Here is a 13,521-nt window from a genome sequence, read left to right as displayed (position 1 = left end):
CGGCACTCTTTTCGCATAGGGTCGCGCGACAGAAGAGGAGATGGCATGGAAACCGAGATCGACGCGAAGACCTTCTGGAAGGCGCTGGGCTGCCGCGCCATCGGCGTGGCGGTGGTCACGGCCCAGGGCACCGAAGGGCCGGCCGGCTTCCTGGCGCTCTCGGCGACCCATCTCACCGCCAGCCCGCCGACCATGCTCGTCTCGATCGGCCTCACCACCTCGGCGCTCGCCGCCGTGAAGCAGGGCAACCACTTCGCGATCAACTACGTGCCCAAGGGCCGCGAGGATCTCGCCAAGGAATTCGGTGGCGGTGGTACCCTCAAGGGCGCCGACCGGTTCAAGACTGGCGAGTGGACGACGCTGAAGAGCGGAGCGCCGGCGCTGGTCGACGCGGTGGGCGTGATCGACTGCCGCCTCGAGGAGATGATCGAGCGACACGGAACTGTCATCGCGCTCGGCACCGTGCTCGCCTACAGCGCCTCGACGAAGGATCCGCTGGTCAGCTTCCGCGGCGGCTATCTCTGAACGTCGTCCCCTCATCCTCGTCGCAGCCTGCAAGCAACGAGCACGCTCCATGTTGAAAACAATTCGCCTGATTCGCCGCCTTCACTGCGATTAGCGCGTCTCGTCACGCCTCTGCGGTTGATCACGAACCCGTGTGCATGCACGGTGAACTGCGTCGTCATGCAGGGGTGCTTTGGGGATGTCGGGAACGAACAGGTTGCACGGCGCCGTCGGATTCGCGCGCCGCGGGTGGTCGCGTCGCCGCCTGCTGCGAGGCGTCGCGATCGCGCCGATCGTCCTGCTTCTGGCCACCGCCGAAGGGGCCGCGCAATCGACCTGCCCGACGGGAACGGCGATCTCGACCTGCCTGACTCAGGACCAGATCACCTACCTTCAGGCGTTCACGACGCTGCCCTATTCGTCTGCTGGAACCCTACTGCTGGACGCCAACTTGGCGAGCGTCGAGGACATCTACGCCAACGGGACCATTCCCGGTGCTCTGACAGCCCAGCGCAACCAGGCCCTGGTGAACGCGTCGACCTATAACGGCAGCGGCAAGCTCGTCGCGCCGCAGGCGAATCTCTGGGGCATGATCTCGAATAGCCCCTACCTGAACGCCTCCAATTTCACGGCCTTTCCCAGTGTCGCACAGTCCCAAGCGCTTGCGACCACGATGGCCGCCCAAACCAGTGCCCAGAGCGAGCGCGTCTTCAAGGACATCACCAACGTCCTGACGGCCGTTTTCGACGATATCGAGCAGATCAACAATCTGAAGGCGAGCTTCACCTCCTACAATACCTACTACGTCCAGCAGCAGGGACTGATCACGTCCTACGGCGGCACCGCATCCTCTCCCGCGACGGTGGACCTCCGTCCGTTCCAGGTCTCGACGGCTATCGCCAACGCGCCATGGACCGTCGTTCCGGAGGGGAGCAATATGGGACAGTGGAACGGCAACATCTCCGTGCCGTCCTACCCGAGCGGGCATTCGACCATCGGCAACACGGCGGCACTGCTCAACGCCATCCTGCTGCCGCAGGCCTACCAGAGCATGATGGTATCAGCGCAACAGTTCGGTCTCAGCCGAAACATCGTCGGCGTGCACTATCCGCTCGATATCATCGGCGGCCGCGTGCTGGCCTACTATACGATCACCCAGTTGCTGGCCGGCACGCCGCTGTACGCACAGGCGTGGACGGCGAGCACCTCCAGCAATTTTGCAAACGACATTTCCAATCTTCAAGCCGGTCTCGCAAGCTCGCTCGGCAGCGCCCTGACGGCTGTGCCGTACGCGTCGTGCGCGTCCAACGTGGCGGCTTGCATAGCCGGAGGCACGTTCCCGACGGCGAGCCAGTTAACGTCTGCCAACGAGGCCTACGCCACCCAGTCGACCTACGGTCTGCCGCTGGTGCTGCCGGCGACCAGCACGAATACGGCGCCGGCCAACTCAAACCTGCTGATCGCCTCGCGCTTCCCCTACCTCAATCCGCAACAGCAACTCGACATCCTGACCTCGACCATGTTGCCGGCCGGGGTGCCGCTCGACGACGGCAGCGGGTGGGCGAGGCTCAATCTCTATGCGGCAGCAGGCGGCTACGGCGCCTTCAATTCAGGCATCGTGACGGTCAGCATGGACGCGTCGGTTGGCGGCTTCAACGCCATCGACTTCTGGAGCAACAACATCTCCGGCCCGGGCGGCCTTGCCAAGTATGGCAGCGGAACGCTGGTGCTCGGCGGCAACAACACCTACACCGGCGGCACGACCGTCGGCGGCGGCACCCTGGCGCTGTCCGGCACCATGATCGGCAACCTCGCGGTCATGCCGGGCGCCACCTTCGTGACGGGTGGCGGCTATGCGGTGTCGCCGACCTCGACGCTCAGCAATGCCGGCACATTCCAGTCGGTCAACGCCTCGCTCCTCAACCAGGGCACGCTTGCCAACAGCGGCACGATGATCAGCGATCTCGTCAACGCGGGCAGCGCCACCAACAACGGCCTGCTGACCGGCAGCGTCAGCAATTTCGGCACGCTGGGCGGCACGGGCACGATCGGCGGCAATGTGACCAACCTCGGCACGGTGGCGCCGGGCAACTCGATCGGCACGATGAGCGTCGCCGGCAATGTCACCAACACCGGTAGCGGCGTGCTGTCGGTGGAGGTCGCGGGCAACGGCCGGAGCGACCTGCTCAATGTCGGCGGCACGGCGACACTGCAGGGTGGCGCCGTCAGCGTCTACGCCCAGCCCGGCACCAGCTTCGCGCCCAGCACGACCTATCGCATCCTCAATGCCGCCGGCGGCGTCAGCGGCACCTTCGCGTCGGTGAATGAGCTCTATCCGTTCCTGCTGTCGAGCCTGAGCTACGACGCCAACAATGCCTATCTCACCCTCGACATCGGCGGCTTCGCCGCGGCGGCCACGACGCCGGCCCAGGCCGCGGTGGGCAACGTGCTGGACGCCAACGTCAACACCGCCACCGGCGACTTCGCCCAGGTGCTGGGCGCAATGGCGACCGGTGTGGCGAGCGATGCCAGCGCGCAGTACGTGCTGCAGTCTCTGTCGGGCAACAACTACGCCGGCTTCTCGACGGCGATGGTGCAGGGCGCCCAGCTCTTCATGAACAATTTCCTGGGCCAGACAGGAGGAGGGTCGGGCGGCGGGGCGGGCAGCGGCACCACGCGCGTGGCGCTGGCCGAGGCCTGCGACGTCGCCTGCGATACCGTCTCGCCGGCAACCTGGGGCGCCTGGGGCGGTGCGCTGGGCGGGCTGGGGACGCTCGGCAACGGCGCGGCGACCGGCGCCGTCACCTACAATGCCGGCGGCTTCGCCGCCGGCCTCGACCGCGCGGTCGCGCCCGGCGCCCGCGTCGGCATCACCACCGGCTACACGACCGGCAGCCAGTGGGTCTCGGGCTTCAACGGCATGGGCCGCTCCGACACGGTCAATGTCGGCCTCTACGGCGGCTACACCCAGGGCCCGCTCTACCTCGATGCGCTGGCGGGCTACGCCTACTCGTGGAACCAGATGTGGCGCCAGATCGCCGTCCCCGGCCTGCAGCAGCGCACGGCGCTCGGCCAGACTGGCGCCAACCAGTGGTACGGCCAGCTCGAGGGCGGCTGGCGCTTCGAGCTCGGCCCCCAATCTCCAGCGTCGGCACAAGCCTTCGTGACGCCGTTCGCCCGGCTGCAGGCCTATACCGGCACCCAGAACGGCTTCACCGAGACCGGTGCGCAGTCGCTCAACCTCAGCGTCGCCCAGCAGACGACCAACTCGCTGCGCTCGGTCATCGGGGCGCAGCTCGGCGGTTCGATGGACCTCGGCTGGCGCGAGCGTCTGGCGCTGCAGCTGCGGCTGGGCTGGAGCCACGAATATGCCGACGTGTCGCGGCCGGTGACGGCGACCCTGGCCGGCGCACCGGCCATGCCGTTCACCACCTACGGCATCTCGCCGACCCGCGACGGCGTGGTCATCGGCCTTGGCGCCAACACTGCCATCGCCGAGGCGACCCGGGCCTATCTCCGCTACGAGGGCAACATCTCGGGACAGGACTCCGCCCACGCGCTGACCGCCGGGCTGCGCATGACCTGGTGACAGCACGACCGGGAGAACCGAAAACAGCAATGGCCAGACCCGCAACAGGCGAGCCTTCGGGGAGAACGTCTTGACAGTGGTGACTCGATCCGTCCTGGCGGCGACGACGCTGCTCGCGGGAACGTCGTTCGGCGGTGGGGCGCAGGCGCAGACCTGGAACCTCTACAGCGCGACCACCAGCTTCTACATTCCCTACGCCAACGGGCCGATGAGCCCGACGAATCCGGCCCAGATCTGGCTGTCGCTCAACGGCGGCACGCCGACCATCTTCACCATGGACACCGGCTCGAGCGGCATCATCGCCTCGGCGAAGAACAATTTCGGCCAGACCGTCTTTCCGGTCTCCGGGCCGAGCCTGGGCGCCGGAAGCCAGTACTACAGCAGCAGCGGCGTGCAGCTGAACGGTCAGTTCTACCTCACCGACGTCAGCATCAGGAGCAGCGCCACCACCGAGGTGACCAAGGCGTCTGTCGTTGCCCTTCTGGTGGAGAACCAGACCTGCGCCTTCACGAACAAGGGATGCTCGCCCCACAGCGATCCGACGGGGATCGCCTACATGGGCGTCGGCTTCGACCGCGGCGTCAGCGCCATCACGCCGCCGGGGCCGAACACCAACGTCAATCCCTTCATCAACGTCAATGCCGCCGGCCCCTACTCCCAGGGCTACCTGGTCACCAATTCCGGCGTCCAGCTCGGCCTCACCAACGCGACGACGGCAAACTACGCCTTCGTGAAGCTGGCGCCCAATCCTTCGGCGGCGGGGCAGGCCTCGGCGGCCTGGATGCAGGCCCCCTTCACCATCACCGTGGGCGGCGCCACGGGCAGCGGCCAGATCCTGCCGGACAGCGGCATCAACTACGCCTTCCTGACACCGCCCACAGGCGCGCAGATTTCGACGACCGCCTGCGCCAACCCGCCGAACGGTCCGGGTGGAGGCCACTGCGCCAGTCCCGGCCTGCCGATCCAGGTCTACCTGCCGGGCCAGACCTCGCCGCAGATCGCCTTCTACAATTTCACGACGATCAACGGCAATCCGCCGGCTCCCGAGAACCGGCTCACGCCTGACGTCGTGCAGCTCGTGCCGGACGGTCCCACCGTGTTCCTCAATACCGGCCGCGAGTTCTTCCAGGGGTTCAACTATTTCTTCGACCCGGTGAACGGCTTCGTCGGGTACCAGTGGAACGGCACGCAGAGCACCCGGTACGGCAACGTCATCCCGATCGTCGCCCTGCAGGGAACGGTCTCGCTGCCCGCGCTCAGCTCGACCTTCCCGACCTACCTCATGTCAGACACGGTGCTCACCTCGCCCGGCGCCGTCGTGCTGCAGGGCAGCGTGTTCGGGCCCGGCGGCCTCACCGTGGCCGGCGGCGACATCTCGCTGGCCAATCCGGTCAACACCTACATGGGCGGCACGACGGTGACCGGCGGCAGCCTGAGCCTGGCTCCGGGGGCAACCCTGCCCTCGTCGGGAACCCTCACCGTCAATGGCGGCGCCTTCAACCTGAACGGCAACACACAGGTGCTGGGCGCGCTCGGCGGCAGCGGCGGCCAGATCGACCTCGGCGGCGGCCTGCTGGCGCTCAACACCTCGCAGTCGAACGTGCTGGGCGCCGCGCTGGCCGGCACCGGCACGTTCAGCCTCCAAGGCGGCGGCTCGGTCAACCTGACCGGCAACAGCACCGGCTTCTCCGGCTCGACGGTGGTCACCAACGCCGGCCTCGCGGTGAACGGCAGCCTCGGCGGCAACGTCTTCGTCGGTAGCGGCGGAACCGTGAGCGGCAGCGGCACGATCGCAGGCAACCTCTTCAATGGGGGCATGGTGGCGCCGGGCAATTCGATCGGCACGCTGAGCGTCGCCGGCAACTACAGCCAGGTCACGGGCCTCTACAGCGTCGAGGTCGGCGACGGTGGCCAGAGCGACCTGATCAATGTCGGCGGCACGGCGAGCCTCGGCGGCGCGGTCAGTGTCTATGCCCAGCCCGGCACCAGCTTCGCACCCAGCACCACCTACCGGATCCTGACCGCGGCCGGAGGCGCGAGCGGCACCTTCGCCTCGGTGAACGAGCTCTATCCGTTCCTGCTGTCGAGCCTGAGCTACGACGCCAACAATGCCTACCTCACGCTCGATATCGGTGGCTTCGCCGCGGCGGCGGCGACGCCCACCCAGGCGGCCGTCGGCAACGTGCTGGACGCCAATGTCGGCAATGCCACCGGCGACTTCGCGACGGTGCTGGGGGCGCTCGCCTTCAACACCACCTCGAGCGCCTCGGCGCAGTACGTGCTGCAGTCTCTGTCGGGCAACAACTACGCCGGCTTCTCGACGGCGATGGTGCAGGGCGCCCAGCTCTTCATGAACAATTTCCTGGGCCAGACAGGAGGAGGGTCGGGCGGCGGGGCGGGCAGCGGCACCACGCGCGTGGCGCTGGCCGAGGCCTGCGACGTCGCCTGCGATGCGACCAGCACGCCGCTGTGGGGCGCCTGGGGCGGCGCGCTGGGCGGGCTGGGGACGCTCGGCAACGGCGCGGCGACCGGCGCCGTCACCTACAATGCCGGCGGCTTCGCCGCCGGCCTCGACCGCGCGGTCGCGCCCGGCGCCCGCGTCGGCATCACCACCGGCTACACGACCGGCAGCCAGTGGGTCTCGGGCTTCAACGGCATGGGCCGCTCCGACACGGTCAATGTCGGCCTCTACGGCGGCTACACCCAGGGCCCACTCTACCTCGATGCGCTGGCGGGCTACGCCTACTCGTGGAACCAGATGTGGCGCCAGATCGCCGTCCCCGGCCTGCAGCAGCGCACCGCCTTGGGCCAGACCGGCGCCAACCAGTGGTACGGCCAGCTCGAGGGCGGCTGGCGCTTCGAGCTCGGCCCCCAATCTCCAGCGTCGGCCCAGGCCTTCGTGACCCCGTTCGCGCGGCTGCAGGCCTATACCGGCACCCAGAACGGCTTCACCGAGGCCGGCGCGCAGTCGCTCAACCTCAGCGTCGCCCAGCAGACGACCAACTCGCTGCGCTCGGTGATCGGGGCCCAGCTCGGCGGTTCGATGGACCTCGGCTGGCGCGAGCGTCTGGCGCTGCAGCTGCGGCTGGGCTGGAGCCACGAATATGCCGACGTGTCGCGGCCGGTGACGGCGACCCTGGCCGGCGCACCGGCCATGCCGTTCACCACCTACGGCATCTCGCCGACCCGCGACGGCGTGGTCATCGGCCTTGGCGCCAACACTGCCATCGCCGAGGCGACCCGGGCCTATCTCCGCTACGAGGGCAACATCTCGGGACAGGACTCCGCCCACGCGCTGACCGCCGGGCTGCGCATGACCTGGTGACAGGCACGGGCGGCAACCGCCCCGCCTGACGGAAAGCCCTTCTGCCGCGACGCCGATCCTGCTGGAACGGGCGGATTCGACGCGGTATCGAGGGAAATGGCGACCCGTTCCGGCCGCCGTCGAGCAGGAGAAGAGGCATCATGAAGCGGCAGATGTTCATCGTGGCGGCACTGGCCCTGCTCCCGGGGGCCGCCTTGGCCGACAAGGCGGCCGCCGATGCCTGCGCCGGCGGCCTCTCCAAGGACGGCAAGCTGATCTATAGCCAGACGGCGCCGACCATCAAGCCGTCGACCGACATCAAGGACGCCATGCGCTCCGTCGCCCGTCCGCTGGTCATGAACGGCACGCTGACCCGGGATGCCGCCCTGACCGCCGCCGAGGCGGCCGGAGAGTGCCTGAAGCTCCTCAAGTAGGCGCTCGCTCCAACCCTCCTCCGGCAGGAACCTTTCGGCGACCGCGCCGTTAGCGACCGATGCCCGGAGTTGAGCGATGACGGTAGTCGGCACCGAGGCGCCGCCTTCGGGTTTGCAGAGCCGGGACGACTTCGTGGTCATCGGCATCGGCGCCTCGGCCGGCGGCCTCGAAGCGGTCCAGGAGTTGCTGGCTGGCCTGTCGCCCCGCAGCGACCGGGCCTACGTGCTGGTCCAGCATCTCGATCCGAACCATCAGAGCCTGATGCCGGAACTGCTCTCGCGCCGGACGCCGATGCCGATCGTGCCGATCGAGGACGGCATGCCGCTGGAGCGCGGCAAGTTCTACCTCATCCCGCCGGGTTCGGCGCTGACCTTGGCGCTCGGCGTGTTCCACCTGTCCTCCTTCGACACGCCGCGCGGCCTGCGCCGGCCGATCGACGTCTTCTTCCAGAGCCTGGCCGCCGACCTCGGCGCAAGCTGCGGGTGCGTGGTGCTGAGCGGCACCGGCAGCGACGGCAGCGTCGGGCTTCGCGCCGTCAAGGAGGCGGGCGGCCTGGTCCTGGTGCAGGATCCGAACGAGGCCAAGTACGACGGCATGCCGCGCAGCGCCATCGCCACGAATGCAGTGGACCTCATCCTGCCGGTGGCCGAGATGCCGGAAGTGTTCGACGACTATTTCTCGCGGTCCTCGCGCCTCGATCCCACCATCGAGAACGACGTCGCCTTCGTCGAGCGCGTCATCCGCCATATCCGCTATCGCACCGGCCACGATTTCTCCCAGTACAAGCGGTCGACCCTCCGCCGGCGCCTGGCGCGGCGCATGTCCGTATTGGGCGCCCAGGCGCCGCAAGAGTACCTCCAGCAGCTCATCAACAACCATGGCGAAGCGAACCGGCTGTTCCACGACATCCTGATCAACCTCACCTCGTTCTTCCGCGATCCCGACACGTTCGACATCCTGCGCAACGAGGCGATTCCCCGGATCGTCAGCAACCGCGGCACCGGCGAGGAAGTGCGCGTTTGGGTGCCGGCCTGCTCGACCGGCCAGGAAGCCTATTCGATCGCCATGCTGATCGACGACGAGCTGTCCCGGCGGGCCGTGCGCCCGCGCGTCAGCATCTTCGCCACGGACATCGACGCCGATGCCATCCAGCTGGCGCGCGACGCGCACTATCCGCAGAACATCGCCCTCGAGGTGCCGCCGGAGTTCCTCGACCGGTACTTCGTCAACTCGCCGCAGGGCTTCACCGTGAACGCCGCGATCCGCGACATGGTCCGCCTGTCGCATCACAGCGTCATCAAGGACGCGCCCTTCTCCAAGCTCGACCTCGTGTCGTGCCGGAACCTGATGATCTATTTCGACGAGCGTCTCCAGGAGCAGACGCTGCAGGTCTTCCACTATGCGCTGAAGCCCGGCGGATTCCTGTTCCTCGGACCGAGCGAGAATGTCGGCGTCTCCTCCGGGCAGTTCGAGGCGCTCGACGCGACCCGGCGCCTGTACCGCCGCAATGCCAGCGCCGCGCCGCGTCTTCCCCTGCCGCTGATGGCCCCGTCATTGGCGACGCCTCCGGGCTCGACGACGGCGGATCCCGAGAACCCGCGCCCCTCCGACCCCTTCCAGGCCTACGAGCGCGTGATCCTGGCGCGCCACGTCGCGCCGCACGTCGTCGTCGACGACCGCAACGATATCGTCTTCACATCGGGGCGCACCGGCCGCTATCTCGAGCTGCCGGCGGAACGGGCACAGCTCGACGTCTGCGAGCTGGCGCGCGACGGGCTCCGGCCCTCGCTGCGCGGCCTGCTCGCGGCCGTCCCGTCCGAACCGGGCCACCCGGTGCATCGCGCGTTCGACGGCGAGATCGCCGGCGAGCCGATCCAGCTCGTGCTCTCGGCCGAACGCATGCCCGACGGCAGGACCCTGATCGTCTTCCAGGACCGGACCTTTCCCGAGGAGGCGCGCGGGCCCGACGGCGTCGCCGTGTCCTCGGTATCGGAGGAGTATGTCCGCAGCCTCGAGAGCCAGCTTGAGGCCGCCCGCCAGACGATCCGCACGCAGATCGAGGAGCTCGAGACGTCGAACGAGGAGCTGAAGAGCTCCAATGAAGAGATGATGTCGATGAACGAGGAGCTCCAGTCGACCAACGAGGAGCTTTCAACGACCAACGAGGAGCTGAAGAACAAGATCGTCGAGCTCAACACCTCGAACGACGACCAGGCCAATCTCGCGCAGAGCATCCGCATCGCGACCGTCTTCCTCGACTCCTCCTACTGCATCCGCAGCTTCACGCCGGAAGCTGCCCGGTACTTCCGCCTGGTCGACCGCGACCTCGGCCGCCCCTTCGAGGACATCGCGAGCAACCTGGACGGGGAGTCGCTGATCGGCCTGTGCCGGCGGACGATCGAGACCAAGACGCCGCAGGAGACCGAGCGCCGCAGCCGCGACGATCGTGCCTACCTGCTGGTCCGCAGCAATCCCTACGTCACGCGCGGCGGCCGGGTCGACGGCGTGGTCATTACGTTGACCGACGTCACCGAGCTCCGTCGCTACGCCCAGCAGCTCGAGGAGGCCCAGGCCTCCGCCACCCTGCGGCTGACCGAGATCGAGGAGCTCTATCGGGTCACGCCGCAGGCCAAGGCCCTGCTCGACCGCGACCTGCGCTTCCTGCGCGTCAACGACCGGATGGCCGACATCAACGGCCTGCCCATCGTGGAACATACCGGGCGGCGCGCCGCCGACGTCGTGCCCCAGCTCTCGCAGGTCCTGTTCCGATCGGTGCAGCACGTCTTCGAGAAGGGCGAGCCGATCACCTCCTCGGGCGTCGTGTCGGTCGACAGTAGCGGCAGTCGACGCGTGTGGGACATCGATTGGTACCCGGTGAGGCGCAACGCGGAAATATTCGCGGTCGGCGTCAACATCCGCGACATCACGGTTCACAAGAACATGGAGATCGAGCTGCGCCGCCTGATGCGCGAGCTGCAGCATCGCGTGAAGAACATGCTGGCGAACGTCACGGCGCTGGTGAACCGGGCGCGCCGGGAGAGCGGCGACCCGAAGGTCGTGCTGCAGACGCTGGTCGAACGCATCAAGGCGCTGGGCGCGACGCACAACCTGCTGACCTCGCAGAACTGGCGGCCGATGCTGGTCGCCGACATCCTGCGTCCCGAGCTCGTCGACGTCTACGGCGAGGGCCGGATCTCGCTCCGGGGGCCCGACATCCACGTCAATGCCCGCACCACGCTGGCGCTCGCCATGGCGGTGCACGAGCTCGCCACCAATGCCGCGAAGTACGGTGCCCTCTCGACGGAGGAAGGGCGCCTGGCCGTCCATTGGCTGCGCATCGACGAGGGCGAGGGCGAGCGTCTGGTCCTCCACTGGAAGGAACAGCTCGGACCTCCGCTGGCGCCGCCGGAACGGCTGGGCTTCGGCACGCAGCTCATCAAGGCGACCGTGGAGGGCAGCATGAACGGACGATTCGACTTCAAGTTCGGGCCGTCCGGCTATTCCTGCACCATCTCGATTCCGCTCGACCGCGCAACTGGGGAAGAAGGCGATGCTGCCGCAGAAGTTGAAGCCGCTGAAAGTCCTATACATTGAGGACGAGGTCCTCATCGCGCTCGACGGCGAGCAGATCCTGCGCAGCCTGGGTTTCGAGGACATCACCGTCGCCATGTCCTACCACGCCGGCGAGAAGGCCATCGACAGCCGCAAATTCGACCTTGCCCTGCTCGACATCAACCTCGGCGGCGGCAAGACCAGTCTGACGCTCGCCGACCGGCTGATCGGCGACGGGGTCCGCGTGCTGTTCCTCAGCGGCTATTCCATGTCGGACGGGCTTCGCGAGCGTCTCAGGGCGCCATCGGTCGGCAAGCCGTTCGACGAAGTCATGCTGGGCGATGCCATCCAGGCTGTGCTGGAGGCCTGACCCGCGTCCCTCGTGCGCCGGCCATGATCGTACCGCAATCGGAGCTCAGGACTTCCTTTCGCGAGCGGCCGCTGCCGGCCGGGCTTCCGGCTGCTCTCGGGCAGCGGCGCCTCGCCGTCCTGGCGAAGGCCGCCTTGCTGAAACCATGCCCCTCCGTCACGGCGCTTCTCGACGCGACCCTGGACAAATACGCCGGCCACCCGCCCCGTTAGTGCCATCGGAGCGCGGATCTCCAGCAGGGATGGCGAATGATCCCGAGTCGAGCCGCGCGGGCGAAGCCGCCTTCAGGGCGTGAGGGCGCCACCGTCTATGGATCCTGCCGTGCCATCGCAGCGACGCCGGCCGTCCACCGTCAGCTCGAGTGCCCCGCGATTCTCGATCACCAGGCCGCGGCGAACCAGCCGCATGACATGGACGGCATCGAGCAGTCGCAGGTCCCGGTGCCCGAACGCGATCCGGCGAAGCGTCATCTCCTCGCGCGGGCTAAGGCGCCGCTGCCTGGCAGCGCTCATGCTTCACTCCGGCGGCGGCGGCGTGCGGGCGGGGCGTCGGTCGGGCGAGCAACCATGGGGCCTCTTCCGCCGGCGCGAGAGGGCCGGCTCATGAAGACACAAGCAGCCATACGCGCCGAAAGTTACACCGGTGAGGCGATTCGGACGGTCTCATCCACAAGGTTCCGGGCAGCACCGTTCAGTCGGCAACGAACCGGCCCGCGCGCTCGTTGCGTCACCACAAACCTGCGAGGAGCTGATCCGTGACGCGAATCACCCTTCTGTCCGCCACCGCCCTCGTGAGCCTCGGGCTCACGACCGCCACCCTCGGCACGCCGGCCTTCGCGGCTGACCCGCCGCCCCCGCCGCAGACCGCCAGCGCGCCGCTGGCGGCCGCCTCGACGCCCGCCTTCGTGAAGGCCGTAGCGGCCGGCAACCTGTTCGAGATCGAAAGCAGCAGGCTGGCCCTGACCAAGGCCGGGGCCCTCACGGTCAAGCACTTCGCCCAGCAGATGATCGACGACCACACCAAGGCCGGCGAGAGGTTCAGGCATGCACTCGAAGAGGCCAAGGTCGAGGCGCCCGAGGCGGTTCTGGACGACAAGCACCGGGCCGTCCTCGACTCGCTGAAGTCGACGGACGCCGCAGGCTTCGACAAGGCGTATGTCGAAGCCCAGTTCAACGCCCACGTCGAGACGGTGGCCCTGTTCAAGGCCTATTCGACGGCCGGCGACAATGGCCGGATGAAGCAGTTCGCCGACGAGCTCCTGCCGACGCTGCAGAAGCATCTCGACGAAGTGTCGAAGATGCGCTGAGCCCGCTTATTGACGGCCGAGGTCAAGGAGTCTCAAAGGCGAGGCCGGCCGGGCGAGAGTGGTCTGCCCGCCGGCACATTGCCAACCGCTACTGCTTCTTGGTCAGCAGGCCTTCGAACTTGCAGTAGCCATTGAGCAGGATCTTGGAATCGCCTTCCTTGATCTGGCCGATCACGTCCATCATGTTGCCGCCGCCCACCATGGCGGCCGTCTTGATGGCGCCGTTCTTGCCGAGCGTCGTCTCGAAATGGCGCTGCGGCCGGTTCTCCTGCTGGAACAGCCCCTTCACGTCGGTGCCGTTCACCGTGACGTCGATCGTCATCTTGTAGGTCGGGCACTTGGAACTGCCGGGGACATTCACCCCGTAGCCTGTCCAAGAGTAAACGACCGGCTCGGCATGAGCGGCGGCGGCGAATAGCAGGACCGTCATCGTTCCGGCCAATGCACCCTTCAGCATCTGT

Annotated in this window: 9 protein-coding genes; 7 read left to right on the top strand and 2 right to left on the bottom strand. The window is 67.7% G+C overall.

Annotated elements, in window-relative coordinates:
• Positions 1-45 precede the first annotated feature (45 nt).
• The 6 genes from ACO073_RS30920 (at position 46) to ACO073_RS30895 (ending at position 11,754) form a co-directional block, all read left to right on the top strand.
• Entirely contained in the window at positions 46-525 is a 480-nt protein-coding gene (locus ACO073_RS30920) for a flavin reductase family protein (RefSeq protein ID WP_422003390.1), read from the top strand.
• A gap of 178 nt (positions 526-703) precedes the next feature.
• Complete coding sequence (locus ACO073_RS30915; protein ID WP_422003389.1) at positions 704-4,093, top strand: autotransporter domain-containing protein; 3,390 nt, start codon at positions 704-706, stop codon at positions 4,091-4,093.
• Positions 4,094-4,169: 76 nt separating this feature from the next.
• The gene (locus ACO073_RS30910; protein ID WP_422003487.1) at positions 4,170-7,418 is read left to right on the top strand and encodes an autotransporter domain-containing protein; all 3,249 of its coding nucleotides are present in this window, start codon (positions 4,170-4,172) and stop codon (positions 7,416-7,418) included.
• 140 nt (positions 7,419-7,558) lie between these two features.
• The gene (locus tag ACO073_RS30905; RefSeq protein WP_422003387.1) at positions 7,559-7,831 is read left to right on the top strand and encodes a hypothetical protein; all 273 of its coding nucleotides are present in this window, start codon (positions 7,559-7,561) and stop codon (positions 7,829-7,831) included.
• 76 nt (positions 7,832-7,907) lie between these two features.
• On the top strand, positions 7,908-11,426 hold the full coding sequence (locus ACO073_RS30900) for a chemotaxis protein CheB (protein ID WP_422003385.1): 3,519 nt from the start codon (positions 7,908-7,910) through the stop codon (positions 11,424-11,426).
• Entirely contained in the window at positions 11,383-11,754 is a 372-nt protein-coding gene (locus ACO073_RS30895) for a response regulator (RefSeq protein ID WP_422003384.1), read from the top strand. Before ACO073_RS30900 ends, ACO073_RS30895 begins: the two co-directional genes overlap by 44 nt.
• A 284-nt stretch (positions 11,755-12,038) precedes the next feature.
• On the opposite strand, the gene ACO073_RS30890 is transcribed toward ACO073_RS30895, so the two are convergent.
• Positions 12,039-12,266, bottom strand: coding sequence for a hypothetical protein (locus tag ACO073_RS30890; RefSeq protein ID WP_422003383.1), 228 nt, complete (start codon positions 12,264-12,266; stop codon positions 12,039-12,041).
• Positions 12,267-12,508: 242 nt separating this feature from the next.
• Between ACO073_RS30890 and ACO073_RS30885 the strand changes: the two genes are divergently transcribed.
• Positions 12,509-13,060 (top strand): DUF4142 domain-containing protein, encoded by a 552-nt coding sequence (locus ACO073_RS30885; RefSeq protein ID WP_422003382.1) that lies wholly within the window; start codon positions 12,509-12,511, stop codon positions 13,058-13,060.
• Positions 13,061-13,148: 88 nt separating this feature from the next.
• On the opposite strand, the gene ACO073_RS30880 is transcribed toward ACO073_RS30885, so the two are convergent.
• Positions 13,149-13,490: a hypothetical protein gene (locus ACO073_RS30880; RefSeq protein WP_422003380.1), complete on the bottom strand. Its 342-nt coding sequence runs from the start codon at positions 13,488-13,490 to the stop codon at positions 13,149-13,151.
• Positions 13,491-13,521 lie beyond the last annotated feature (31 nt).

The organism is Reyranella sp. (assembly GCF_965229815.1).
GTDB lineage: Bacteria > Pseudomonadota > Alphaproteobacteria > Reyranellales > Reyranellaceae > Reyranella.
Note: the sequence above shows the minus strand (reverse complement) of the source record. Positions and strands in the feature narration are given on the sequence as shown.